The 25,176-nt window shown below is 66.7% G+C and carries 29 protein-coding genes and 1 tRNA gene; 4 read left to right on the top strand and 26 right to left on the bottom strand.

Annotated features, from left to right (window positions below):
* Positions 1-70: 70 nt before the first annotated feature.
* Together ACWV8V_RS03390 and ACWV8V_RS03385 are read right to left on the bottom strand one after the other, a co-directional pair.
* Positions 71-1,219, bottom strand: a complete 1,149-nt coding sequence (locus ACWV8V_RS03390) for an aldo/keto reductase (protein ID WP_455898938.1) — start codon at positions 1,217-1,219, stop codon at positions 71-73.
* 113 nt (positions 1,220-1,332) lie between these two features.
* Positions 1,333-1,974, bottom strand: coding sequence for an ankyrin repeat domain-containing protein (locus ACWV8V_RS03385; protein WP_455898937.1), 642 nt, complete (start codon positions 1,972-1,974; stop codon positions 1,333-1,335).
* Between the two features lie 227 nt (positions 1,975-2,201).
* Here ACWV8V_RS03385 and ACWV8V_RS03380 point away from each other — a divergent pair, with 227 nt between their 5' ends.
* Positions 2,202-2,579: a VOC family protein gene (locus tag ACWV8V_RS03380; RefSeq protein WP_259260300.1), complete on the top strand. Its 378-nt coding sequence runs from the start codon at positions 2,202-2,204 to the stop codon at positions 2,577-2,579.
* A gap of 71 nt (positions 2,580-2,650) precedes the next feature.
* Here ACWV8V_RS03380 and ACWV8V_RS03375 read toward each other — a convergent pair.
* From ACWV8V_RS03375 to rlmE, 16 genes are all read right to left on the bottom strand, one after another.
* A tRNA-Ser gene (locus ACWV8V_RS03375) sits at positions 2,651-2,743 on the bottom strand.
* Positions 2,744-2,824: 81 nt separating this feature from the next.
* On the bottom strand, positions 2,825-3,028 hold the full coding sequence (gene csrA / locus ACWV8V_RS03370) for a carbon storage regulator CsrA (protein WP_019183311.1): 204 nt from the start codon (positions 3,026-3,028) through the stop codon (positions 2,825-2,827).
* A 145-nt stretch (positions 3,029-3,173) separates the two neighbouring features.
* A complete protein-coding gene (alaS, locus tag ACWV8V_RS03365) occupies positions 3,174-5,822 on the bottom strand; it encodes an alanine--tRNA ligase (protein WP_455898936.1) in 2,649 nt (882 codons plus the stop codon).
* A 107-nt stretch (positions 5,823-5,929) separates the two neighbouring features.
* Positions 5,930-6,421, bottom strand: a complete 492-nt coding sequence (recX, locus tag ACWV8V_RS03360; RefSeq protein WP_123728918.1) for a recombination regulator RecX — start codon at positions 6,419-6,421, stop codon at positions 5,930-5,932.
* 110 nt (positions 6,422-6,531) lie between these two features.
* Entirely contained in the window at positions 6,532-7,572 is a 1,041-nt protein-coding gene (recA, locus tag ACWV8V_RS03355) for a recombinase RecA (RefSeq protein ID WP_123728917.1), read from the bottom strand.
* Positions 7,573-7,776: 204 nt separating this feature from the next.
* Positions 7,777-8,427 (bottom strand): transcriptional repressor LexA, encoded by a 651-nt coding sequence (gene lexA, locus ACWV8V_RS03350; protein WP_121041795.1) that lies wholly within the window; start codon positions 8,425-8,427, stop codon positions 7,777-7,779.
* A 237-nt stretch (positions 8,428-8,664) separates the two neighbouring features.
* On the bottom strand, positions 8,665-10,344 hold the full coding sequence (gene ubiB, locus ACWV8V_RS03345; RefSeq protein WP_259260298.1) for a 2-polyprenylphenol 6-hydroxylase: 1,680 nt from the start codon (positions 10,342-10,344) through the stop codon (positions 8,665-8,667).
* A 36-nt stretch (positions 10,345-10,380) separates the two neighbouring features.
* Complete coding sequence (locus ACWV8V_RS03340; RefSeq protein ID WP_019183317.1) at positions 10,381-10,875, bottom strand: CinA family protein; 495 nt, start codon at positions 10,873-10,875, stop codon at positions 10,381-10,383.
* Between the two features lie 85 nt (positions 10,876-10,960).
* The gene (gene hflX, locus ACWV8V_RS03335; protein WP_259260294.1) at positions 10,961-12,271 is read right to left on the bottom strand and encodes a ribosome rescue GTPase HflX; all 1,311 of its coding nucleotides are present in this window, start codon (positions 12,269-12,271) and stop codon (positions 10,961-10,963) included.
* Between the two features lie 26 nt (positions 12,272-12,297).
* On the bottom strand, positions 12,298-12,579 hold the full coding sequence (gene hfq, locus ACWV8V_RS03330) for an RNA chaperone Hfq (protein WP_123728913.1): 282 nt from the start codon (positions 12,577-12,579) through the stop codon (positions 12,298-12,300).
* Between the two features lie 107 nt (positions 12,580-12,686).
* Positions 12,687-13,640, bottom strand: a complete 954-nt coding sequence (miaA, locus tag ACWV8V_RS03325) for a tRNA (adenosine(37)-N6)-dimethylallyltransferase MiaA (protein ID WP_455898935.1) — start codon at positions 13,638-13,640, stop codon at positions 12,687-12,689.
* Complete coding sequence (folP, locus tag ACWV8V_RS03320; RefSeq protein WP_259260292.1) at positions 13,640-14,539, bottom strand: dihydropteroate synthase; 900 nt, start codon at positions 14,537-14,539, stop codon at positions 13,640-13,642. The genes miaA and folP overlap by 1 nt, the downstream gene beginning before the upstream one ends.
* 57 nt (positions 14,540-14,596) lie before the next feature.
* A complete protein-coding gene (locus ACWV8V_RS03315; protein ID WP_455898934.1) occupies positions 14,597-15,100 on the bottom strand; it encodes a hypothetical protein in 504 nt (167 codons plus the stop codon).
* 107 nt (positions 15,101-15,207) lie between these two features.
* Complete coding sequence (locus ACWV8V_RS03310) at positions 15,208-15,393, bottom strand: hypothetical protein (RefSeq protein ID WP_346470326.1); 186 nt, start codon at positions 15,391-15,393, stop codon at positions 15,208-15,210.
* A gap of 100 nt (positions 15,394-15,493) precedes the next feature.
* Positions 15,494-17,437 (bottom strand): ATP-dependent zinc metalloprotease FtsH, encoded by a 1,944-nt coding sequence (gene ftsH / locus ACWV8V_RS03305; RefSeq protein WP_259260289.1) that lies wholly within the window; start codon positions 17,435-17,437, stop codon positions 15,494-15,496.
* A 53-nt stretch (positions 17,438-17,490) separates the two neighbouring features.
* Positions 17,491-18,123: a 23S rRNA (uridine(2552)-2'-O)-methyltransferase RlmE gene (gene rlmE, locus ACWV8V_RS03300; protein ID WP_176989638.1), complete on the bottom strand. Its 633-nt coding sequence runs from the start codon at positions 18,121-18,123 to the stop codon at positions 17,491-17,493.
* 65 nt (positions 18,124-18,188) lie between these two features.
* Here rlmE and yhbY point away from each other — a divergent pair, with 65 nt between their 5' ends.
* The gene (gene yhbY / locus ACWV8V_RS03295) at positions 18,189-18,494 is read left to right on the top strand and encodes a ribosome assembly RNA-binding protein YhbY (RefSeq protein ID WP_019183325.1); all 306 of its coding nucleotides are present in this window, start codon (positions 18,189-18,191) and stop codon (positions 18,492-18,494) included.
* A 13-nt stretch (positions 18,495-18,507) separates the two neighbouring features.
* Positions 18,508-18,882, top strand: a complete 375-nt coding sequence (locus ACWV8V_RS03290) for an Mth938-like domain-containing protein (RefSeq protein ID WP_123728906.1) — start codon at positions 18,508-18,510, stop codon at positions 18,880-18,882.
* A 52-nt stretch (positions 18,883-18,934) separates the two neighbouring features.
* On the opposite strand, the gene ACWV8V_RS03285 is transcribed toward ACWV8V_RS03290, so the two are convergent.
* Genes ACWV8V_RS03285 through surE form a run of 4 tightly spaced genes read right to left on the bottom strand, consistent with a single transcriptional unit; the run spans position 18,935 to position 21,801 of the window.
* Positions 18,935-19,717: a peptidoglycan DD-metalloendopeptidase family protein gene (locus ACWV8V_RS03285; protein ID WP_259260288.1), complete on the bottom strand. Its 783-nt coding sequence runs from the start codon at positions 19,715-19,717 to the stop codon at positions 18,935-18,937.
* Positions 19,714-20,328 (bottom strand): YqaA family protein, encoded by a 615-nt coding sequence (locus tag ACWV8V_RS03280; protein ID WP_259260287.1) that lies wholly within the window; start codon positions 20,326-20,328, stop codon positions 19,714-19,716. The genes ACWV8V_RS03285 and ACWV8V_RS03280 overlap by 4 nt, the downstream gene beginning before the upstream one ends.
* Positions 20,329-20,347: 19 nt before the next feature.
* Complete coding sequence (locus tag ACWV8V_RS03275; protein WP_123728903.1) at positions 20,348-21,025, bottom strand: protein-L-isoaspartate(D-aspartate) O-methyltransferase; 678 nt, start codon at positions 21,023-21,025, stop codon at positions 20,348-20,350.
* Positions 21,022-21,801, bottom strand: a complete 780-nt coding sequence (surE, locus tag ACWV8V_RS03270; RefSeq protein WP_455898933.1) for a 5'/3'-nucleotidase SurE — start codon at positions 21,799-21,801, stop codon at positions 21,022-21,024. Before surE ends, ACWV8V_RS03275 begins: the two co-directional genes overlap by 4 nt.
* A gap of 186 nt (positions 21,802-21,987) precedes the next feature.
* Between surE and ACWV8V_RS03265 the strand changes: the two genes are divergently transcribed.
* On the top strand, positions 21,988-22,527 hold the full coding sequence (locus ACWV8V_RS03265; RefSeq protein ID WP_455898932.1) for a Smr/MutS family protein: 540 nt from the start codon (positions 21,988-21,990) through the stop codon (positions 22,525-22,527).
* Positions 22,528-22,554: 27 nt separating this feature from the next.
* Here ACWV8V_RS03265 and truD read toward each other — a convergent pair whose 3' ends face one another.
* From truD to ftsB, 4 genes are read right to left on the bottom strand one after another with little or no spacing between them, the layout of a single operon-like run.
* Positions 22,555-23,598 (bottom strand): tRNA pseudouridine(13) synthase TruD, encoded by a 1,044-nt coding sequence (gene truD / locus ACWV8V_RS03260; protein WP_259260285.1) that lies wholly within the window; start codon positions 23,596-23,598, stop codon positions 22,555-22,557.
* Complete coding sequence (gene ispF / locus ACWV8V_RS03255) at positions 23,595-24,092, bottom strand: 2-C-methyl-D-erythritol 2,4-cyclodiphosphate synthase (protein WP_259260284.1); 498 nt, start codon at positions 24,090-24,092, stop codon at positions 23,595-23,597. Before ispF ends, truD begins: the two co-directional genes overlap by 4 nt.
* A 38-nt stretch (positions 24,093-24,130) precedes the next feature.
* Positions 24,131-24,829: a 2-C-methyl-D-erythritol 4-phosphate cytidylyltransferase gene (gene ispD, locus ACWV8V_RS03250; RefSeq protein ID WP_455899600.1), complete on the bottom strand. Its 699-nt coding sequence runs from the start codon at positions 24,827-24,829 to the stop codon at positions 24,131-24,133.
* Complete coding sequence (gene ftsB, locus ACWV8V_RS03245; protein WP_259260283.1) at positions 24,826-25,176, bottom strand: cell division protein FtsB; 351 nt, start codon at positions 25,174-25,176, stop codon at positions 24,826-24,828. Before ftsB ends, ispD begins: the two co-directional genes overlap by 4 nt.

Raw genomic sequence — 25,176 nt, 5'->3', positions numbered from 1 at the left:
GCAGCCGGGGCGCCGCAGGTCATTGGCCGGTGGCGATCAGGTCAGGTGATCCGCCGGTCCACCGACCGGATCAACCACGCGGCACCGGTGCATCCGAGGCAATCAGCTTCTCCTGCTTGAGCTCGGCCCAGAAGGCCCCCGGCACCGCCACCGACATCGACGCGACGTTGGCCAGGACCTGTTCGGGCGTGCGCGCGCCCGGAATGACCGCCGATACCACCTCGGGTGCATCGGCGAACTGCAGCGCCGCCGTGCGCAGGTCCACACCATGGCGATCGCAGATGGCCTGCACCCTGGCGCGCTTTTCCGGCGCCCAGGACGGCACCTTGCCGTCATAGAGATACCGGTCCCGCCCGGCCAGGTAGCCCGCCAACAGCGGCGACCCGACCACGACCGACGCGCCATGCGCGGCGATCTTCGGGAAGGTGTCATGCAAGGCCTGCTCGTGATCCAGCAGCGAGTACTGGCACGCCAGCAGGAAGATGTCCGGGTCGGACTCGGCCACCGCACGCAGCGCCGGCTCGGGTCGATTGACGCCGAACCCCCAAGCTTTGATAAGCCCCTCCTCACGCATGCGTGTCAGCGCCGGCATCGCGCCCTTCGCGGCCTCGGCGAAGCGCTGCTCCCACGGCATCCCGAGGTCTTTTTCGTTGTCCGGCGACAGATCATGAATGAAGACCACGTCCAGCTGCGATACGCCGAGCCGGTTGAGGCTGTCCTCCACCGACCGCCGCGTGCCGTCGGCGGAGTAGTCGTAGCGGTAATGGAACGGCGACGGGTCCTTCCACATCACGTCCTGCAGCTCACCGGCGGTCGCCGTCAGCAGGCGGCCGACCTTGGTCGACAGCGTGTACTCACGCGCGGGATGGTTGTGCAGATGGTGGCCGTAACGGCGCTCGCTCAGGCCAAGCCCGTACCACGGCGACGTATCGAAACAGCGCACCCCGGCCGCATAGGCGGCGGCGAGGGTGGCTTCGCTCTGCGCATCGGTCGCGGCCGCGAAACCATTGCCGATCGCGACACCGCCCAGGCCCAGACGCGTCTGCGGACGATAGCGCCTGCCCTGCTGTGCGGGGTTGCCCGGCAAGGGCTTCGCCGAGGCCTGGCCGCGGGTGGGCAGGACACTGCCCGGGCCAGCCGACTGCGCCATCAACGGCGAGGCGGCGAAAGCGGCGGTACCGGCGGCGGCAACGGAGAGGAAGTGGCGACGTGTGTTCACGGCGACTCCTGTGTCTTCGGGGGAAGCGCACACCTTCGCAGAGGGGCGGTGCAGAGCATGCCTGTGGCGCGTCAAGGCGGCGGCAACATTGCCCTTTCCCACCCCGCGGCTGCTCAGCCCTGCCCAGCGCCTGCGGCAAGAAGCAGCGTCTCGATCTCGCGGTAACCGCGCTGGCGTGCATGCTGCAGCGGGCTGACGCCTTCGCCGTCAGGCAGGGTCACGTCGGCCCCGGCCGCGATGAGCTGACGGACGATCTCCACATGTCGTGGGCCACCATCGGCCAGGATGATCGCCTCCAACAGCGCGGTCCATTGCAGGTTGTTGACGTGATCCACATCGACACCCGCGGCAATGAGTGTCGCCACAGTCTCCACGTGCCCGCGTTCGGCCGCTGGAATGAGTGCGGTGCCACCGTAGCGGTTGGTGCTCTTCAGGTCCGCGCCGGCAGCCAGCGTCGCGCGCAGGATCTCGAGATGCCCGCGGGCACCGGCGTAGAGATACGGGCTGTCCTGGATCGCATCCTTGGCATTGACGTCGGCACCGGCCTGGATGAGCGCAAGTGCGGCCTCCACATGGTTGTGGTGGGTCGCGGCCAGCAAGGGCGTCACCTTGGCCGCATCGCGCGCATCCACCTGTGCGCCCTGCCCCAGCAGCGCACGCACCACGCTGGCATCGCCCTTTTCCGCCGCCCGATGCAGGCGCTCATCCAACGACGCCGCACTGACCGGCATGACCATGCCCATCAGCATGCTCATGACCACCCAACCACGGACCGACCTCCGTCCCATCGACATGTTCCTGCTCCTTACACGGATGGCGCCCGGTGGGACGCCGCTGGACAACGACCGTAGCCGAGCTGCCGCGTCGGCACCAATGAAGATTGGGGATCGACTGCATGCGCCATCCGAATGCGTCGGCCGGCGCGCCGTCCGCCTGTTTCATGCGACGCTGCGCGCCACATTCCCAACGGAAGCGCACCACCATGCTGCATCACCTTTCACTGGGCGTGCGCGATCTCGCGCGTGCCGCCACCTTCCACGATGCCGCGCTCGGTGCGCTGGGCATGCGTCGCGTCTTCGAAGACGACGAGGCGATCGGATATGGCTATGTCGAAGATGAGGATCTGCTGTGCCTGAAGCTGCGGGCCGATGCCTCGCCCCCGGGCGCGGGTTTCCACCTGGCCTTCGGCGCACCTTCCCGTGAGGCAGTCGATGCGTTCCACCGCGATGCACTGGCGGTTGGCGGCACCTGCAACGGGGCGCCGGGGCTGCGCGAGGACTATGGCGATCACTACTACGCCGCCTTCCTGATTGATCCGGATGGGCATCGGATCGAAGCGGTCTGCAAGTCGATCATTTGACCCGGATCGCACAAGCGGATCGCACAAAGAAAAAGGCCTCCGTACTTGCGTACGAAGGCCTTTTCTACAACTGGCGGAGCGGGAGGGATTCGAACCCTCGATAGAGTTTTAAGCCCTATACTCCCTTAGCAGGGGAGCCCCTTCAGCCACTCGGGCACCGCTCCAGTGTTCTTGGTCCGCCGCTGCGATGAATCATCTCAGCGGGGGCGCGAATAATAACGTTTTCCGCGCCCTCAGGTAAAGCCTTAATCCGAAGAATTTTCACTTCCGGATGCATTCGGCTCATCGCCGCGCTGGATCCGCTGGTAAATCTCTTCGCGGTGCACGGCCACGTCCTTCGGAGCGGTGATACCGATACGCACCTGGTTGCCCTTGACGCCGAGCACGGTCACGCTGACCGAGTCACCGATCATCAGGGTTTCGCCTACACGGCGAGTCAGGATCAACATTTGTTCAAGTCTCCAGGGGAACCGGTGGTGGCATTTCCCCACCGGCTTGGCGCCCCGGCAAGAGCGCCCCACGACAACGGGAAAAGATTCGCCATAGTACCGTCAGGCCTCCCGACCCATCAAGGAGCAGGAGGCTTCAGGCTGTTCAGATACGGGGGGTGACCCAGTCGACGACGGCGGCCAGTGCAGAAGCAAGGGCGGGCCCGTCCTCACCACCACCCTGGGCGAGGTCCGGGCGGCCGCCGCCCTTGCCCCCGATCTGACTGGCGATATGGGCCAACAGTTCCCCGGCCTTTACCTTGCCCATTGCGCTGCCGTTCACGCCTGCGACCAGGGCCGCCTTGCCGTCCTGGGTGCCGGCCAGCACGATCACCGCATCGCCAAGCTGCTGCTTGAGTCGGTCGATCGCATCGCGCAGCGCCTTGGCATCGAAGCCTTCCAGGCGCGCGGCCAGGATCTTGATGCCGTTGACCTCGACCGCGGCGCCACCGAGATCGGCGGTCGCACCGGCAGCCTGCTTGGCCTTGAGCGCCTCGAGCTCGCGCTCCAGCTTCTTCTGCCGCTCGCCGAGCTGGCGGATCTTGTCGACCACGTCGCCGGCATTGCCGCCAAGCAGTGCCGCCGCTTCGCTCAGCTGGGCTTCTTCATGGGCCACGTAATCCAACGCGCCCTGCCCGGTGACTGCTTCGATACGACGCACGCCCGAAGACACACCGCCTTCGGCAGTGATCTTGAACAGGCCGATGTCGCCGGTGCGCGACACATGCGTACCGCCACACAGTTCGGTGGAGTAGTCGCCCATCTTCAGCACGCGCACGTGCTCGCCGTACTTCTCGCCGAACAGCGCCATCGCGCCGAAGTCGAGCGCTTCCTGCATGCCCATGTTGTGGACTTCAGCGGCGTTGTTGGCGCGCACCTGCTCGTTGACCTTGCGCTCGATGATCGCCAGGTCTTCGGCGCTGATCGGCGCGAAGTGCGAGAAATCGAAGCGCAGGCGATCAGGCGCGACCAGCGAGCCCTTCTGCTGCACATGGGTGCCCAGCACTTCGCGCAGGGCGGCATGCAGCAGGTGGGTGGCCGAGTGGTTGAGGATGGTCGCGCCACGGCGCTGGCCATCGACCTGACCGGACAGCACATCGCCGAGCTTCAGGCTGCCCGCGGTGAGCTTGCCCACGTGGCCGTGGAACTGGCCCGCGAACTTCTGGGTGTCGCTGACCTCTACCTGGACGCCGGCGCCGGTCAGGGTGCCGTTGTCGCCGACCTGGCCACCGGACTCGGCGTAGAACGGGGTCTGGTTGGTCAGCACGATGACGTCATCGCCAGCCTGCGCGCTCTCCACCGGGCGGCCGTCCTTCAGGATGGCGACCACGGTGAGGTCGTCGGCCTGCAGGCGGTCATACCCCAGGAACACGGTCGGCTTGAGCGTGGCGACCAGATCGGCCGACAGGGTCACGCCGCCGCCGAACTTGCCGGCCGCGCGCGCGGTCTCGCGCTGGGTGTCCATCGCGGCGTTGAAGGCGACCATGTCCACCGTCATATCGCGCTCGCGGGCGATATCGGCCGTCAGATCGACCGGGAAGCCGTAGGTGTCGTACAGGCGGAACGCATCAACGCCCGGGATCACGCCGTCGCTGACCTTGGCCGCGACGTCGTCGAAAATCTTCATGCCCGAATCCAGCGTTTCCGCGAAACGCTCTTCTTCGGCCTGCAGGGCGCGCACTACGGTGTCGACCTGCGCCGGCAGTTCCGGATAGGCCACGCCCATCTGCTCGACCAGCGTCGGCACCAGCTTGCTGAAGAACGGCTGGCGCACACCGAGCATCCAGCCATGGCGCAGGGCGCGGCGGATGATCCGGCGCAGCACGTAGCCGCGGCCTTCGTTGGACGGCAGTACGCCATCAACGATCAGGAACGAGCAGGCACGGATGTGATCGGCGATCACGCGCAGCGACTTGTTCTCCAGATCAGCCATGCCGGTCAGCTCGCTGGCCTTGCGGATCAGCGCCTGGAACAGGTCGATTTCGTAATTGGTGTGGACGTGCTGCAGGATCGCCGCCAGACGCTCCAGGCCCATGCCGGTATCCACGCACGGGGCCGGCAGCGGCACCAGGGTGCCGTCGGGCTGGCGGTCGAACTGCATGAAGACCAGGTTCCAGATCTCGATGAAGCGGTCGCCGTCTTCATCCGGCGAACCCGGGGGGCCACCGGCGATGTGGTCGCCATGGTCATAGAAGATTTCGGTACACGGGCCGCACGGGCCGGTTTCGGCCATCTGCCAGAAATTGTCCGACGCGAACGGCGCACCCTTGTTGTCGCCGATGCGCACGATCCGCTCTTCCGGGATACCGACCATGTCGCGCCACAGCGCGTAGGCCTCGTCATCGGTCTGGTACACGGTGACCAGCAGGCGCTCGGCCGGCAGCTTCCAGACCTGGGTCAGCAGCTCCCAGGCCCAGGCGATGGCGTCCTTCTTGAAGTAATCGCCGAACGACCAGTTGCCCAGCATCTCGAAGAAGGTGTGGTGGCGCGCGGTGTAGCCGACCTGGTCCAGATCGTTGTGCTTGCCACCGGCGCGCAGGCAGCGCTGGACGTCGGCCGCGCGCACGTAGCTGCGCTTCTCGGCGCCAAGGAACACGTCCTTGAACTGCACCATGCCGGAGTTGGTGAACAGCAGGGTCGGATCATTGCCCGGCACCAGGGGCGCCGACGGCACGATCGTGTGGCCTTTGCCCTTGAAGAACTCAAGGAAATCGCTGCGGATCTGGGAGGTAGTGAATTTGACGGATGCGTTCATGGGGGGCTGGCTTTGTGCGGGCCGGTCAGTCCCTGGCACGCAGCCCCAATGGCCGGGTGTCAACTGCAGGACCGCCGAAACCACAAAGGGTATCAGGCCCGGGCCGCTCAGTCCTCAGGGTCGTAACGGGTGGCCTGGCGGATGCTGTCGCCGGGGAACCCCCGGCGGGCCAGAAGATCGGCGGCTTTGCGCCGTGCAGGCAGTTCCTGCGGGCCAGCCTCGCCAAAACGGCGGCAGACCAGGTCGCGGGCATTCTCGGTCCAATCGCCTTCGAAGGTGTCCATGGCCGCAGCGATCTGGTCGCTGTCCAGGCCATGCGTGCCCAGTTCGGCGCGGATGTGGATCGGTCCATAGCCGGTATTGGCCCGGATCCGGACCAGATTCTCGGCAAAGCGGGTGTCATCCTGCCAGCCGGCCTCGGCCAGCTTGCTTACCGCAGCTTCGGCGGCTTCGTTCTCGATGCCGCGGGCCTGCAGTTTGCGGGTCAGCTCTTTACGCGAATGTTCGCGGCGCACCAGCAGCCCCAACGCCCGCTGGACCGGCGTCTGTTCCTGGACACGGCGCTTGCGCCGGGGTGCGGGGGCTTCGGAGTCTTGCATGGCAGCGGTCCATTACAGTGCGCCGTCCTTGGCGCCATCCCGTCGGGGATTCTTGAAACTGCAGGCCAGGGCGAGCGTCACTGACGGCGCTGCCCTGCCCCGCAGGAAACTCACTCGGCGTCGTCTTCAGCCTCGTCGCCGCCTTCACGCACGGCTTCTTCCGGCTGGAACTTCTCGCGCAGCTCGGCTTCCAGACGCTGGGCGATCTGCGGGTTGTCGCGCAGATAGCCGCGGGCGTTGTCCTTGCCCTGGCCGATCCGCTCTTCGCCGTAGCTGTACCAGGCGCCTGCCTTCTCGACCAGCTTGGCTTCCACGCCCATGTCGATCAGTTCGCCTTCGCGGCTGATGCCTTCGCCGTACAGGATCTCGGTGATGACCTGCTTGAACGGGGGCGCCAGCTTGTTCTTGACGACCTTGATCTTGGTCTGGTTGCCGATGATCTCGTCGCCCTTCTTGATCGCGCCAATACGGCGGATGTCCAGGCGGACCGAGGCGTAGAACTTCAGCGCGTTGCCGCCGGTGGTCACTTCCGGGCTCTGGCCCGGCATCATGACACCGATCTTGTGCCGCAGCTGGTTGATGAAGACCACCAGGGTGTTGGAGCGCTTGATGTTGCCGGTCAGCTTGCGCAGCGCCTGGCTCATCAGACGGGCCTGCAGGCCCGGCAGCTGGTCGCCCATTTCGCCTTCGATTTCGGCCTTGGGGGTCAGCGCGGCGACCGAGTCGACCACCACGATGTCCACCGAGCTGGAGCGCACCAGCATGTCGGCGATTTCCAGCGCCTGCTCACCGGTATCGGGCTGCGAGAGCAGCAGGTCGTCCACGTTGACGCCCAGCTTGGCGGCGTAGATCGGATCCAGCGCGTGCTCGGCATCGATGAAGGCCGCAGTACCGCCCTTCTTCTGGCATTCGGCGATCGCCTGCAGGGTCAGGGTGGTCTTGCCCGAGGATTCCGGACCGTAGATCTCCACGACACGCCCCTTGGGCAGGCCACCGATACCGAGAGCGATATCCAGCATCAGCGAACCGGTGGGGATGACCTCGACCGCTTCGACGACGCGGTCGCCCATGCGCATCACGGCGCCCTTGCCGAACTGCTTTTCGATCTGGCTCAGCGCGGCGGTGAGGGCGCGCTTTTTGTTTTCGTCCATCGGAGTGGTCCTTGCAGAGGTCGTATCGGTGGAGGTGCTGTCTTTGGAAGTCTTCTTGGCCATGGGTTCACTTTAAGGCTGGCGTATCGCACGGGCTGAGATTCTGCCCGGCGTTCGGAAAAAAATTATCGGACATCCGTACCAACCTCAGCAAAACCAGAGATGTGCCACAAAAGACCGCGCGTGATTCAAGGGGAAACAGGGTCAGCGGTTGGGCCGCAGCAACCCGCAATAGAGGCCTTCGATGGCGAAGTCCTGGTCGGGCAGCACTTCGATCGGCTTGTAATCGGGATTGCGCGGCAGCAGGCGGATCCGGTCCTTGCCCATCTTCAGCAGCTTGACCGTGATCTCGTCATCGATGCGGGCCACCACGATCTGGCCGGAGCGGGCGTCGCGGGTGCGGTGCACACCGATCAGGTCGCCGTCGAAGATGCCTTCGTCGATCATCGAGTCGCCCTGCACTTTCAGCAGGTAGTCCGGCGCGGGCGAGAAGAACACCCGGTCCAGCACCACGAAGTCATCCGAGCCGATATCCGCGCCGATCGGCAGACCGGCCGCGACCCGGCCCAGCACCGGCAGGCGCAGGACGTGATCCGGCAACGCCGAGGCGGGCAGCGATTCGGGCAGGCCGTTCTGCAGCGCCGGTGCCTGAACCAGCCGGATGCCGCGGGCCTGGCCCGGGATGCGACGGATCGCCCCGGCCTGCTCCAGCGCTTCCAGATGGTATTGGGCTGCGCGGACGCCCTTGAAGCCGAACGCACGGGCGATTTCCGTCTGCGACGGCGGTGCGCCATCGGTCTCTATACGCTCGGCGATCAACTGCAGGATCGCCTGCTGGGTATCGGTCAGGTCCATGGTTAGTAGTATTACTACTAACGATGCAGGCACGCAAGTGCCCGCAGAGAAAGAGCCCATAAAGGAAGGGCTGTCCGGCAGCGGTCGAAGCCTCCAGCAATGCCTGTCGCCACCGACCGTTGGTCGGTGACCGCGCGAACGCGCGGCAATGGCGTCCGACCAACGGTCGGACCTACACGTAATCCCCCACTTACGCGGGAAGTTCCGGGGATCCTTCCGATCCCAGCGGTTAGAACCCTACGGGTTCTTACCGCTGCGCCAGATCGAGAACAGGATCCACACGCCACAGAAGCCGGCACCGATGAAGCCGGCCACGCCGAGCGCAAGCAACCAGCGGCTGGAGATGCCGCCGACGCTGTGCATGACGATCGAGGAGCCGATGATCAGCGCGGCGGTCACGATACCCATGACCAGCCGGTTGGCGGCACGGTTGACCTGGTCGCCGAAGCCCTGCAGCGCGGTGGTTTCGATCTTGAGCTGGAGCCGGCCGCGGCGCGCCATCTGCAGCAGCCTGCGCACGTCGCGCGGCAGGTCGCCGACCAGGTCCATCACCCCGACCAGGCTGCGCTTGCCGCGCTTGAGCATCGCGCCGGGCGAGTAGCGCTGCCACATCACCCGCTCCAGATACGGGCGCGCGGCGCTGGCCATGTCGAACTGCGGGTCGAGCTGGCGGCCCATGCCTTCCAGGGTGAGGAAGGTCTTGATCATCAGCGCCAGATCGGCCGGCAGGGTCAGCGCGTACTGGCGCAGCAACTGGGTGATGTTGCCCAGCATCAGGCCCATGTGCAGGTCTTTCAGCGGCACCCCGCGGTACTGGTCCACGAAGGTGCTGATGTCCTGCTGCAGCCGGGACTCGTCCACCTCCACGCCACCTGCCCAGTCCAGCAGCACGTCGGCCACCTGCTCCGGCTCCTGGGTGACCAGGCCGTGCAGGAGCTGGGCGACCTGGAAGCGGCGCTGCTCGGAGATCGCGCCGACCATGCCGAAATCGATCACGCCGATACGGCCGTCACGCAGGTAGATGATGTTGCCCGGGTGCGGGTCGGCGTGGAAACAACCATCCTCCAGCACCATCTTCAGCACGATGCGCGCACCGGTACGGGCCAGCTGCACGCGGTCCAGACCGGCCGCATCGACCCCGGCCAGATCACGGCCGGGAATGCCGTCGACGAAGTCCTGCACGTTGAGGCTCTCGCACGTCCACTGCCAGTGCACGTTGGGAATCAGGATGTCGTCGCGGCCCTGGAAGTTGCGCGCGATACGCTCGGCATTGCGGCATTCGGCGGCAAAATCCAACTCCCGACGCAGTGACACCTGGAACTGCTGTACCACCTCGGCCGGGCGGTAGCGCTGCATGTCGGGCAAGCGCGCTTCCACGATTTCAGCCAGCCGCGCCAGCAGCCGCAGGTCGGCTTCGATCACCTCGCGGATGCCCGGACGACGGATCTTCAGCACCACGGCGGTGCCGTCATGCAGCGTTGCGCGATGCGCCTGTGCCAGCGAGGCCGCCGCCATGGGCGTTTCATCGAGCCACGCGAACACCTCGGTCGCCGGTGCGCCCAGATCGCGTTCGAGCTGATCACGCACCTGTGCGTACGGCAGCGCAGGCACGGCATTCTGCAGTTCGGAGAATTCGGCGATCCAATCCGGCGGGAACAGATCCACACGGGTGGCCAGCACCTGGCCCAGTTTGACGAAGGTGGGGCCCAGGTCTTCCATCGCCCGGCGCACGCGCACCGGCGCCGTCATCCGCAGCATCTGCTGGGTGTCGTTCCAGTGCAGCAGCCGGCCGGCACGCTCGAGCACATCGGCCAGGCCGATCCGGCGCACGAGGTCGCCGAAGCCATAGCGGATCAGGACCGACGCGATTTCCTGCAATCGCCCCAGGTCACGCACGGTACCCAGCGTTTCCCACATCGGCCCACTCTCCTGTCAGCACACCCGGTCAGGATGTCACAACAGCGGGAAGATTCCCGTCAGCGCCTGCTGCACGGTCTGGCGCCGTATGGCTTCGCGGTCGCCATCGAACTGAAACAGCTGCGCACGGGCATAGCCGCCCCGCCCCTTCCAGCCGATCCACACGCTGCCCACCGGCTTGTCCTCGCTGCCACCGCCCGGCCCGGCAATGCCGGTTACCGCCACGGCGATGCCGGCGCCGGAATTGATCAGCGCACCGGAGACCATTTCCAGCACGGTCTCGCGGCTGACCGCGCCGAACTGTTCCAGCGTCTGTGCGCGCACGCCGAGCAGGCGTTGTTTGGCTTCGTAGCTGTAGACCACCATGCCGCAATCGAAGAACGCCGAGGAGCCGGCGATATCCGTCATCGCCTTGGCGATCCAGCCGCCACTGCAGCTTTCGGCGGTCACCAGCTGCAGCGAGGCCTGCTGCAGGCGCTGGCCCACGTCACTGGCAAGGGCGCCCAGCTCGGCGTCGGAAGGAACGGTCATGGGGAATCCTGGATCAACGGGGGGACGAACGCCCCCCTGTTTTAGCCGAAATCGTGGCTGATGTCGTGTGTTGCCGGCACACCCCTCACCACTCCGGAAGCTTCTCCGGCAGCATCGCGCGGATCGGTTCCCCGCCCTCGCCGGCCGCCAGCTTCTCGGCCTCGGCGATCGGGATCTCGACCTGCAGCAGCCAGCCGTCTTCGTCGGTGGCTTCACTGCGCACGACCTCCAGCTGATGCAGGCGCGAACGCAGGCGACCGGCACTCGGCGGCAGCCGCAGCTCACCACTGACGTGCTGCAGTCCCAGGCGCTTGCCCAGGACGGACTGCAGCAGCGGCAGGCCGACATTGTCGCGGGCGGAAATCCAGACCCGCTCGCGGCGCGCGTTGTCCGGGATGCCGTCCTGGCCATCGTGACGTACTTCGGCCCCGTCGATGCGGTCGATCTTGTTGAACACCAGCAACTGCGGCAGATCACCCGCGCCGATGGCGGTCAGCACTTCATCCACCTGTGCGATGCGCTCCTCGCGGTGCGGATCGGCAGCATCGACCAGATGCAGCAGGAAGTCCGCTTCGCGGGCTTCGGACAATGTGGAACGGAACGCGGCCACCAGATCATGCGGCAGGTCGCGGACGAAGCCGACGGTGTCAGCGAGCACGACGCTGCCGCCCGGCAGTGCGATGCGGCGCACGGTCGGGTCCAGCGTGGCGAACAACTGGTCCGCGGCGTAGGCCTCGGCACCGGTCAACGCATTGAACAGGGTCGACTTGCCGGCATTGGTATAGCCCACCAGCGCCACGCGCGGCAGCTCGCTGCGCAGGCGGGCACGACGCATCTGGGTGCGCTGCACTTCCACCTTTTCCAGCTTCTTCTGCAGCTGCTCCACGCGCTTCTGCAGCAGACGGCGATCGGTTTCCAGCTGGGTTTCACCCGGGCCGCGCAGGCCGATGGAACCGCCGCGCTGGCGCTCCAGATGGGTCCAGCCGCGGATCAGCCGCGTGGACATGTGGCGCAACTGCGCCAGTTCCACCTGCAGCTTGCCTTCGTGGCTGCGCGCGCGTTGGGCGAAGATGTCCAGGATCAGCCCGGTACGGTCGATTACACGCCGCTCCAGGAACCGTTCCAGGTTGCGCTCCTGCCCCGGCGACAGCGCATGGTTGACCAGGATCAGGTCGGCGCCGGTGGCGTCGGCCGCGGCCTTGACCTCATCCAGCTTGCCGCTGCCGATCAGGATCGACGGATTGGGCCGATCGATGCGCGCGGTCAGTGTGGCCGCGATGCTGGCCCCGGCGGAGCGGGCCAGATCGGTGAACTCTTCCAGCACATCGTCTTCGAGCCGGCCGGCATGCGGCTGGATCAGGAGTGCGTGTTCGCCTCGCTTGGAACGGTCAAACACGCAGTTCTCCAGAATTTTTCACGCGATCACTCAACGTCGTCATCACCTTGGACGCCATCGGCGCCATCGTTGGATTGCACATAGCCACCCCCGGGCCCGACCTTCACGTTGCGTGCCGGCACCACGGTCGAGATGGCGTGCTTGTACACCATCTGGCTCACCGTATTGCGCAGCAGCACCACGAACTGGTCGAACGATTCAATCGTCCCCTGCAGCTTGATGCCATTGACCAGATACACCGACACCGGCACACGTTCGCGCCGAAGTGCATTCAGAAACGGATCCTGCAGCGATTGCCCCTTGGACATTGCACACTCCTGATTATTGTTTTTATGGTCTTCCGGCAGTTGCCACGGCCCCCGCCGCCCGCCGGAACCCTTGATGGTACACGGGGTGGGTGCGTGAAGGCGTGGACTCAGCGTGCGACGAAGGTCGACACCGCATCCGCCAGGGAAGCCCTGTCTAGATGGGGATCGAACCAGCGCGCATCAAGCTCCCCACGCAGCCAGGTCAGCTGGCGCTTGGCCAGCTGGCGGGTGGCCTGGATGCCGCGCTCACGGAAGGCCTCGGCCGTGCCCTGCCCGTCCAGATACTCCCAGGCCTGCCGGTAACCCACCGCCCGCACGGCCGGCAGATCCAGCGGCGCGGCCACCTCGGCCATCGCCGGCAGGGCCCGCAGGGCGCGGACTTCATCCAGGAAGCCGTGATCCAGCATCGCGTCGAAACGGGTTTCGATGCGCTGGTGCAGCACCGTGCGCTCGCGCGGAGCGAGGATCAGTTTGAGCGCCCGCACCGGCAGCCGGTCCACACCGGGCAGCTTCTGCCATTCGCTGATCGGGGTGCCGGTCAGCCGATGGACTTCCAGCGCCCGCTGGATACGCTGCGGGTCGGTGGCATGAATACGCTTTGCCGCTGCCGGATCGATGCCGGCGAGCTGGGCATGCATCGCCGCCCAGCCCTGCTCGGCCGCCTCGGCCGCGATCTGCGCGCGCACCGCCGGATCGGCTTCAGGCATCGGCGAGAGGCCCTGCAGCAGGGCGCGGAAATACAGCCCGGTGCCACCGGCCAGAATCGGCATGCGCCCGCGCGCGATGATGTCGCGGACGGCGCGCGCCGCGTCGCTGGCGAACTCCGCCGCCGAATAGGTCTGCCACGGGTCGCGCACATCGAGCAGATGGTGTGGCGCCTGCGCGCGCTCGGCCGCATCGGGCTTGGCCGACCCGATATCCAGCCCGCGGTAGACCAGCGCCGAATCGACGCTGACGATCTCACCGTTCAGCTGCTGGGCCAGCGCGATCGCGGTGGCGGTCTTGCCCGAGGCGGTCGGGCCCATCACCGCGATCGCCAGTGGGCGCTGATCGACGGCCATCAGTCCTCGTCCGGCCAGCGCGGCATCGCCGGGGCCGCCGACACCCGCGGCATCGGCACGGCATCGACCGCCGCCCATACCTTCAAGGCGTCGACTGTGGCCGCGACATCGTGCACACGCAGCAGCATCGCGCCACGCTGGGCGGCGATCAGGTGCGCGGCGACGGAACCGGCCACGCGGTCACGCGGCTGCTCACGACCGGTCAGCTCACCGATGCTGCGCTTGCGCGACAGGCCGGCCAGCATCGGCACACCCAGCTCGAGGAAGCGGTCCGAGCGCGCCAGCAGGATCATGTTGTGTTCGGTGGTCTTGCCGAAGCCGAAGCCCAGATCGATGATCAGGTGCTTCTTGGCGACGCCGGCCATCTCGGCCTGGAACATGCGCTCGGTCAGGAAGCGATGCACCTCGGCGACCACGTCATCGTAGTGCGGGGTGTCCTGCATGCTGCCCGGCTCGCCCTGCATGTGCATCAACACCACCGGCACGCCGAGGTCGGCCGCGGCGTCCAGCGCACCGGGCTGGCGCAATGCCTGGATGTCATTGATCAGGCCGGCACCGGCCGCGACGGCGGCACGCATCACCTCGGGCTTGAAGGTGTCGATGCTGATCGGCACGGTGGTGTCGCGTGCCAGGCGCTCGATCACCGGGATGACCCGGCGCAGTTCTTCATCCAGCGGCACCGGCGCACTGCCTGGCCGGGTCGATTCGCCGCCGATGTCGAGCAGGTCCGCGCCCTCGGCCACCAGTTGCAGGCCGTGCGCGACCGCGGCCTCCACACTGTCGTGGTCACCGCCGTCGGAAAACGAATCCGGGGTGACGTTGACGATGCCCATGACCCGCGGGCGATCCAGCCGCAGCAGGCGGCCGCCGCAATCGAGCTGGGGGGAGATATCGAACATGGGCAGATCCACGAAGTACGCCAGCGCGTAGTTTACGCTGGCGCACCGGACCGGCCGTCAGAGGTCGCCGAGGCGGGCCCCATCGACCGGCTTGGCCAGCCAGATCGCCAGATCGTTGCCGATCGCATTGACCGTGCGCTCGAGCACATCGCACGAGCCCTTGAAGCCGGCAAACGCGCCACCGCGCGACACGCGGCGTGCGGTGACGGTGGCCACCTGCTGGCCGTTCTCGAACAGCACGCCGCGCACGGCAGCCGACTTGAAGTGACCGGTGAATGCATTGCCTGCGCTCTGCGCCTCCACCAGCTCCAGCTTCAACGCGTGTCCGCTGCCGGTGTTCACCGGATCACTGCTGAAGACGAGGGTGTTGCCATGGGCCGGGGCATTCTTGCCCAGCGCGGTTGCCAGCTGCGCGCCCATCCGGCACTCGGCCTTGATGTTCTCGGCGATGATCGCCGATTCATTGAACGGCACCGGATCCTGCACGTGGATCTCGGCCGCCATGACCGGCGTGGCACAGCACAGCAGCGCAGCAACGGCTGCGCGCATCGAATGACGCATGAAAGTCCCCCTGGAAAGTGTGTCGGCCGATCCCCCGGCCATGCCCGACCGCGGCATGCGGCGCGGGCAAGCGCATCGTGCCCACTGCCGGCCGCGCGCGCAAGCACTCAGCGCTGGCGGCGCTTGCGCTCCACGTAGACGGTCTTGGCGATGCTCATCAGCACACCTACCGCGATGCCGATGCCGGCGCCGAGCAGGAAGTTGTCGCGGGTCAGGCCGATGGCCACGCCAATCATCGTGGCAATCACCATTTCGGTGGTGTGCGAGATCGGCTGCGGTGGGGGTGCGGACATGGCGACTCCAGAACGGGAACGAAAACAGAGCGACATTATGACCCGTCGGAAACGACGAAGGCCGGGTTTCCCCGGCCTTCGTCACTTACGTGGGCAACCCTCAGATCTGCTCGGCGGGACCGGCGATCGGCGACACGGGACGGGCATCGCCGCCCTTGTCGTTGTTGTTGCCGCCATCCTTGTTGCTGGGGGACTTGTCCCAGCCTGCCGGCGGCGGCGGATCGCGGCCTTCCATCACGGCGTTGATCTGCGGCGCATCGATGGTCTCGTACTGCAGCAGCAGCTGGGACATCGTGTGCAGCTTGTCGAGGTTGGCCGTCAGCAGCTCGGTGGTACGGGCATAGGCCTTGTCCAGGATGCTGCGGACCACTTCATCGATGCGGCGGGCAGTGTCATCGGACACACTCTTGTGCTGCGTCACCGAACGACCGAGGAACACTTCATCGTCCTCTTCGCCGTACGCGATCGGGCCGAGCTCATCGGACAGGCCCCACTTGGTGACCATGTTGCGGGCCATCTTGGTGGCGCGCTCGATGTCGTTGGAGGCACCCGTGGTCACCTTGTCGGTGCCGAAGATCAGCTCTTCGGCAACACGGCCGCCGTACAGCGAGCACAGCTGCGATTCGATCGCCACGCGGTTCATCGAGTACTTGTCGCCTTCCGGCAGGTACATCGTCACGCCCAGCGCACGGCCGCGCGGAATGATGGTGACCTTGTAGACCGGATCGTGCTCGGGCACCAGGCGGCCGACGATGGCGTGACCGGCTTCGTGATACGCGGTGAGCGTCTTTTCTTCTTCGCTCATCGCCATCGAACGGCGCTCGGCACCCATCAGGATCTTGTCGCGGGCACGATCGAAGTGGTCCATGCGGACTTCCTTCTCACCGCCACGCGCCGCGAACAGCGCCGCTTCGTTGGCCAGGTTGGCCAGATCCGCACCGGAGAAACCCGGGGTACCGCGCGCGATCACCATCGGCTCGACATCGTCGGCCAGCGGCAGCTTGCGCATGTGCACCTTGAGGATCTGCTCGCGGCCCTTGACGTCCGGCAGGCCGACCACGACCTGGCGGTCGAAACGGCCCGGGCGCAGCAGCGCCGGATCCAGCACGTCCGGACGGTTGGTGGCGGCGATGACGATCACGCCCTCGCCTCCCTCGAAGCCGTCCATTTCAACCAGCAGCTGGTTCAGGGTCTGCTCGCGCTCGTCATGACCGCCGCCGAGACCGGCGCCACGGTGACGACCGACGGCGTCGATCTCATCGATGAAGATGATGCACGGCGCCTGCTTCTTGGCCTGCTCGAACATGTCGCGCACGCGGCTGGCGCCGACGCCGACGAACATTTCCACGAAGTCCGAACCGGAGATCGAGAAGAACGGGACCTTGGCTTCACCGGCGATCGCACGGGCCAGCAGGGTCTTGCCGGTACCCGGCGGGCCGACCATCAGCACGCCGCGCGGAATCTTGCCGCCGAGCTTGGTGAACTTGGTCGGGTCGCGCAGGAAGTCGACCAGTTCGCCGACTTCTTCCTTGGCTTCGTCGCACCCGGCGACGTCGGCGAAGGTGACCTTGATCTGGTCCTCGCCCTGCAGCTTGGCGCGCGACTTGCCGAAGGACATCGCGCCCTTGGCGCCGCCGCCACCGCCCTGCATCTGGCGCATGATGAAGATCCAGAAGCCGATGATCAGGATCACCGGGAGGAAGTTCATCAGGATCGCGCCCAGCGAGATGCCGCTGGACGGAGGTGCCTGCTCGAATTCCACTTTCTTGCCACGCAGCACATTGATCAGGTCGCGGTCGTAGGGCGCGGTGATGGTGCTGGTCTGGCCGCTGCGGGTGGTATAGGTCACATCATTGGCACCGCCGCGCATTTCGCCCAGCACTACTTTCTGGATGTTCCCGCTGTCCACCTGGTCCAGGAACTGCGAGTACGTCGCGCCCTGCGCGCCGGCTCCGCTGCTCTTTGGCGAGAAGCTCTGGAAGACCACCATCAGCACGACGGCGACGACCACCCATAGCAGGAGGTTCTTGGTCAAGTCGTTCATCCTCATTGGCTCCGGTGTTCCTCTAATTCCTGACGCGATTCGTATGGTTGAGCTTACTTGATCTGCGCGCGTTTTCCCTGCCCCAAGGCATACACCTCGGGCGAGCGCTTGCGGGACGCTTCAGGCTTGCGGATCACCACTTTGTCGTACCGGCGGCGCATTTCGCGCACGTAGTCGTCAAAGCCCACGCCCTGGAACAGCTTGATCAGGAACGCGCCACCGGGCTTGAGATGGTTGTCGGCAAAATCCAACGCCAACTCCGCCAGGTGCATCATCCGCGGTTGGTCCACCGCGTCCATTCCACTCTTATTGGGGGCCATATCCGAGAGCACAAGGTCTACCGGCTGATCCCCCAGCATGGCTTCGAACTCCGATAGGACGGTTTGCTCCCTGAAGTCACCGTGAAGGAACTCCACGCCGGCCAGCGGCGGCATCTCCAGGATGTCCAGGGCCAGCACCCGGCCGGTATCGCCGATCTGGCGGCGGACCTGCTGGGACCAGCCGCCCGGGGCAGCGCCCAGGTCGACCACGACCATGTGCGGCTTCAGCAGCCGATCGCGCTGCAGCAACTCCTCCAGCTTGTAGGCCGCGCGCGAGCGCATGCCCTCGGCCTGGGCCTTCTTCACGAAGGGGTCGGCGAAGTGCTCTTTCAACCAGCGTTGACTGCTTTTGCTACGGGTTGCCATTGAGATGCGGGTCGGATGGGGAGGTCATGATACCCTGATCGCCCCAGTTAACCGCTTGTTCCTGAATGGCTATCGCCCTGACTTCTTCCCAAACCCGTTTCCTCCGCGGCCACGCGCATGATCTGAAAGCCCTGCTCCAGATCGGCGGCAAGGGGGTGACACCGGCCTTCCTGGCTGAACTGGAAGAGGTGCTGGAGCGCCACGAGCTGATCAAAGTCAAGGTTGCCGCCGAAGACCGCGAGGCCCGTGACGCCCTGATCGCCGAGCTGGTCAGTGCCAGCGAGAGCGCGCTGGTGCAGCGTATCGGCCACGTGGCCGTGCTGTACCGCCCGAGCAAGGAACAGCGCCAGATCGTCCTGCCGCGCGGCTGATCCCGGAACGCCCATGCAGCTGAGCCACGAAATCCCGGACTACGCCTACGCCCTGCGTGCCGCCGATGGCCGCAGCGCGAAAGTGAATGACCGGACCCTGGCCGCCAGTTTCATCCTGGCCCCGGACACGCTGATCGAAGCCTGGCCGGTGGCCGATATCGCCCAGCTGACCCCGGAAGACCTGCAGCCGGTGCTGGCGCTGAATCCGGCGCTGGTGGTGCTGGGCACGGGCGACACCCAGGTGTTCCCGCCGGCGGCGGTCATGGCCGCGTGCCTGACCCGCGGGATCGGCCTGGAAGTGATGAACAACCCGGCGGCCGCGCGGACCTTCAACATTCTCGCCAGCGAGGGTCGCAAGGTGGCGGCGGCGTTCATCCTGAAGGGGTGAGATCCGGATTGCCGTTCAGAAAAGGCCGCCCTTGAGGCGGCCTTTTTCGTTCTTACTTCGGCGGCAGGTACAGCAGCGGGTCGACCGGCTTGCCGTTGTAGCGGATCTCGAAGTGCAGCATGTCGCGTGCGGCGCCGGTGCGGCCCATCTCCGCGATCTGCTCGCCCGCCTTCACGCTCTGACCTTCGTTGACCAGACGCTTGCGGTTGTGGCCATACGCCGACAACCACTGGTCGCTGTGCTTGATGATGATCAACTCACCGAAACCGACCAGGCCGGCACCGGAGTACACCACCACGCCGGCGGCCGTCGCGCGGACCGGCTGACCACTGGCACCGGCGATGTCCACGCCCTGCTTGGTCGCTTCACCGGCGACGAAACGGCCGACGATCGCGCCGTCCGCCGGCCAGCGCCAGCTGATGTTGCTCTTGATCGCCGTGGTCGGCGACGGGGTTGCGGCCGGCGCGGTGCTGCCCGGCCGCGGCGCGGTGACCACGGTGGTCGGCGCGCGGGCCGGACTGCCACCACTGCCGCCCGGGAACAGCCGCAGCGACTGCCCCGGATAGATCGTGTACGGCTCGGCCAGCCCGTTCCAGGCGGCCAGATCGCGCGGGGTGATGTTGTGGATGCGCGCGAGTGCATACAACGTGTCGCCACGGCGGACGACAGCGGTCTGGCCGGGCTTGGCCACCGAGGTCTGCGGGGTGCTGTGGGCCACACTGCCGCCCGAACCCGAAGGCCGCACCACGGTGGCGGTGCCACAGGCGCTCAGCGCCGACACCACCAGCAGCAGCGCGCCGGTGCGCACTCCCTTGCTCAAACGATCAGCACTCATGCGAACTTCGCTCTCCATACAAGCCAGGCCACCAGCACGACCACCAGCGCGGTCGCGATCCAGCCCAGCGGTTCAATCCAACGGCGCAGCGCAGCTTCCGCGCGCGGCCCGCCAATACGAATGACCGCCGCCAGCACGTACACGCGCTTGCCACGGCCGATCAACATGCTCAGGAAATACTGCGGCAACGGCACGCCGACGATACCCGATGCCCATGTGAAGACCTTCATCGGGATCGGCATGAAGCCGCCCAGCACCAGGAAGGTGAACACCGCCCACGGCGACTCGGCCATCTTGGCCTGCACGATGGCGATGCCGCCTTCGATGCTGCCCAGCATGCCCAGCGCGGCAAACACCGGCTTGAGCGCTTCGAAGGCGAAGTGGCCCAGCGCATAACCCACCAGCGCACCGGCCATCGAGCCGGTCAGGCTGAGGGTGGCGAACCACCAGCCGCGTCTGGGCTGGGCAACGCACATCGGCGCCAGCATCACCTCGGGCATCACCGGGAAGATGATCGCCTCGATGAAACTCAACACGGTGAGATAGGTGGGGGCGCGTTCGTGCGCGGCCCACTTCATTGCCCGCTCGTACAGCGGACCAAAAATCTTCATGACGCAACGCTCCTTGGAATCAGTCCAGCATGCCAGACAGCAGCGGCACGAACGTGACCGGTGCCAATACCTGCTGTTCAACACTGCCGTCTTCGCGACGGGTCAACTGGATCAGCGACTGCGCGCCGGGGCCACCGACCGGGGCGACCAGGCGGCCGCCGACGGCGAGCTGTTCGACCAGCGCATCGACCAGCGCCGGTGCGGCCGCGGTCACCACGATCGCATCGTAAGGACCGTGCTCGGCCCAGCCGACACGCCCATCGTCATGCTTGCTGCGGATGTTCATGCCCAACGCGCGGAAGCGCTTGCGCGCCTGGCGCAGCAGATCGCCGATGCGCTCGACCGTGTAGACCTCCAGTCCGATCGCGCCCAGCACGGCGGCCTGGTAGCCGGAGCCGGTGCCCACTTCCAGCACCGTCTTCGGCGCGGACTGCAGCACCGCTTCGGTCATGCGCGCCACCACCCACGGTTGCGAAATGGTCTGGCCGTGGCCGATCGGCAGCGCGGTGTCTTCATAAGCGCGCGAGGCCAGCGCTTCATCGATGAACAGATGACGCGGCACCACACGGATCGCATTGAGGGTGGCTTCGTCGGTGATCCCGGCGTCGCGCAGGCGGTCGACCAGACGATCGCGGACACGCTGGGAGGTCATGCCGATGCCGACGGCTTCGGGCTGCAGGCGCAGGCGTGGGCTCATGCCGGTCGATCCAGTGCGGCGGTCAGCCCCCCGACCCAGCTGGCCACCTTCTCCAGCGCCTGGTAGCGGGTGAGGTCGACCTGGATCGGGGTGATCGAGATGTAGCCGTTGCGCACGGCATGGAAATCCGTGCCGGGGCCCGAATCCTGCTCGCGCCCGGCAGGGCCGATCCAGAACACCTGGTTGCCGCGCGGGTCGCGCTGGGCGATGCAGCCTTCGGCGCGATGCCGGTTGCCCAAACGGGTCACTTCAAAACCACGCACCTCGCTCCACGGCAGGTCCGGCACGTTGACGTTGAGAATGGTGTCGGCGGGCAGCGGATCGGCCTTGAGGCGCGACACGATCTCGACCGCGGCGCGCGCGGCGGTCTCGAAATGGCGCGGCTCGTGGTTGTGCGTGACCAGCGAGATCGCCACGGCCGGCAGCCCGAGGAAACGTCCTTCCATCGCCGCCGAAACGGTGCCGGAGTAGATGACGTCGTCGCCGAGGTTGGCCGCGTTGTTGATGCCTGACACCACCATGTCCGGCTCGTACTCGAGCATGCCGGTCAAGGCCAGATGCACGCAGTCGGTGGGCGTGCCGGCCACCGAGCAGGTGTAGTGATCGATGCGCTTCATGCGGATCGGCAGGTCCAGGGTCAGCGAATTGCTGGCACCGGAGCGATCACGATCCGGCGCGACCACGGTCACTTCATGACCGGCGTCACGCAATACCGTGGCGAGCATCTTGATGCCCGGTGCATCGACACCGTCGTCGTTGCTGACCAGAATCCGCATCTGCGATTTAACCGCTTGATTTTTCAAGACTTCGATTCCATCACTTCCCACTGTTGGCGGCGGTGGCCCTGCCCCTTCCGGAGTATGACGACCGCGCAAGTGCGTCAGCTATTGTGCCGCAAGCGGACAGATCGTCCTACCCCGATAACGGTAGGCATCCCCCCTCGCGCCCATTAGGCTGTACGCATGTCACATCCTGAAGACGAAGATCCCGCTGCCCTGTTCCGGGCCGCCATCGGTGAGGTCACGCCGCTGCGCAAGGTGGTCACGCCGCCGCCGGCCACGCCGCGGCCGAAGCCGCGCGCGCGGATGACCGAGCAGGATGAACAGGAGGCGCGCGGGGAGTTCGCCCGGCTGCTGCGCGACAGCAGCCCCCTGGAGGCCGGTGATACGGCGAGCTACCGGCGTGAGAATCTGCCGCCGCGGATGTTCCAGCGGCTCAAGCGCGGCCAGTATTCCGTGCAGGACGAACTGGACCTGCATGGTGCAACCGTGGCCCAGGCCGAGGCGCTGGTCCGGCAGTTCCTGGTCGAAGCGCATGCCCATGAGTACGGCTGCGTGCGCATCATTCACGGCAAGGGGCTGCAGTCCGATGGTGGCGCACCGGTGCTGAAGAATCTGGTGGATCGCCTGCTGCGGCTGCGCAACGACGTGCTGGCGTTTCATTCCGCGCCCGCCGGCCAAGGCGGGACGGGCGCGGTACTGGTGCTGCTGGCGAACCGGTAGCCACCCGCACGCCCGCATGGCGTGGCTCTACGCCTCCGGTGTGGCCTGGCTGGCGTCGTCCACCGGACCCAGCTCGTGCAGCACCGCCGTGGCATAGCAGCCCGGCGGCAGCGCGAAGCTCAGTTCCAGCACGTCCGGGGCCAGCCACTGGTGCTGCAGCATGGCCGGGCGCAGACGCAGCGCGCGGCGTTCCTGCTTCAGGCGGGCGCTTTCCAGGCCGGCACGCAGTGCAAGCGACTGTTCATCGGCGACAGCGCCCAGCTCCAGCTCCGCGGCGGCACCGGTGCTGCGCAGCTCACCCTCGCCCCACAACGGGCCGCTGGGGTGGATATCGAAGCGGCCAAGGCGATCGGCGAGCAGATCCGTCCACGGCTCCGGGCCGAAGACACTGCGGCTGCCATCCAGCATCCAGACCTCGCCGTCCAGCGGGGTGTCCCAGTTGCCCTGCTCCACGCGCGCCGCCAGCACCTGGTTGAACAGTGCCGAACGCGCCGCTGAGAGCAGCAGCGAGCGTTGATCGGGTCGCATGCGGCGGCCACCGAACATCGCCAGCGCGGCCGGCACGTTGCCACCATCGCGACCGAAGCGCTGTTCACCGAACCAGTTCGGCAGACCGCGCGAGGCGATATGGGACAGGCGCTCTTCGATGGCCGCGGCATCGCCGCGCACATCGCGCAGCACCAGCTTGAAGCGGTTGCCAGCCAGCGCACCGCGCTGCAGCTTGCGGTTGTGCCAGGTCGACTCGACCACCTCGATCTCGTCCGAGGCCAGCAGCGCCGGATCCGGCGCCACGCGCTTGGGCAGGTGCACGCTGAAGCGCTGCGTGGTGACCGCGTGGCGATCCTTCATGCCGGCGTAGCTGACCGCCATGTCCGGCAGGCCGGCCCACTTGGCCAGCACCTTGGCCACGTGCACCGTGTTCGCCCCGCGCTTGCGGATCGTCAGCAGCAGGTGCTCGCCCTCGCCGCTCGGCTCGAACGCCGGCAGTTCGTCCACCTGGAAATCCTCGGGCGTGGTGCGGATCTTCGCGCTGAGCAGCGGCGCGCCGAACGCCAGCGGCAACGGAATCACAGCGCCACCAACAGCACGCTGGCCTGGGCGGCGATGCCCTCGCTGCGGCCGGTGAAGCCCAGCTTCTCGGACGTGGTGGCTTTCACGCTCACGCAGTCCAATGCAATGCCGAGCACGGCAGCGATGCGCTCACGCATGGCCAGCGCGTGCGGACCGACCTTGGGCCGCTCGCAGATCACGGTGATGTCGGTGTTGCCGACCTGCCAGCCGCGCTCGCGCAGCAGCCCGTTGCAATGATCCAGCAGGTGCGCACTGTCCGCGCCTTTCCAGCGCATGTCGGTCGGCGGGAAATGCACACCGATGTCGCCCAGTGCCAGCGCACCGAGCATCGCATCGCACAGCGCATGCAGGATCACATCGCCGTCGCTGTGCGCGAGCACGCCACTGCTGTGCGCGACGCGGATACCGCCGAGCATGACGTGGTCGCCCTCGCCGAAGGCATGGACGTCGTAGCCCTGTCCGATACGGAAGGGAGGAAACTGGGGCGTGGTCATTGCGAAAAACCTGCGGTTGGGTGCGGCGCGTGCGGACGTCAGGGGTCGCGACGCGACAACACGAATTCGAAACGGGACAGATCAGCCGGCGTGGTGACCTTGAAGTTGTCTTCGCTGCCTTCCACCAGCAGCGGGCGCAGCCCCTGGCGCTCCATGGCCATGGCCTCGTCGGTGACCTCCACGCCGGCGTCGGCCGCCTCCTGCAGCGCGCGCGCCAACTGGTAGCGGCGGAACAGCTGCGGGGTCAGCGCACGCCACAGCCGTTCACGCGGCTCGGTGGCATCGATACCGCCGTCATCGCCGGCACGCTTGAGCGTGTCGCGCACGGGCGCGGCCAGGATCGCCCCGACCGGGTCGGCACGGCCGACTTCCAGCAGGCGACCAAGATCGGCAGCGGCCAGGTTCGGACGTGCGGCGTCGTGCACCAGCACGAAATCGTCCGCGCGCACGTCATCGGGCAACGCCTGCAGGCCGGCCAGCACCGAGCCGGCGCGGGTCGCCCCGCCGATGCAGGTCAGGATGGGTTTGTCCGCCAGTGACTGCCAGCCCGGCCAGTCGGCGTCGTTCTCGGCGACCACCACCATCACCCCGGTCACGACCGGGTGCGAGAGCAGCGCCTCCAGGGTATGGGCCAGCAACACGCGGTCGCCGGCCAGCAGATACTGCTTGGGTGTGGGCCCGCCGAAGCGGGTGCCACGGCCGGCAGCAGGCACCACCGCCCAGATGCCCGCCATCAGGGCACATCCTGGTGCGGCGCATCCGGATCGGTGACGGCCGTCGGCGCACGCGGCGGCGGCACCGGCGCGTCTTCGACCACGCGGTAGAACTTCTCGCCGGGCTTGATCATGCCCAGCTCACTGCGCGCGCGTTCTTCGATGGCGGCCTCGCCTTCCTTGAGGTCCTTGACCTCGGCAGCGAGCGCATCATTGCGCTGCTGCAGGCCGGCGTTGTCCCGCTTCTGGTTCTCGACCTGGGCCTCGAGCGTCATCACTTCGCCCGAGTTGCCCGGTCCAAACCAGAAGCGGTACTGCAGCCATGCGAGCAGCAGCGCGAGCACCAGCAGCAGCCAGCGCCAGTTGCGCAT

It is taken from the genome of Stenotrophomonas sp. Ker107b, assembly GCF_053847245.1.
Note: the sequence above shows the minus strand (reverse complement) of the source record. Positions and strands in the feature narration are given on the sequence as shown.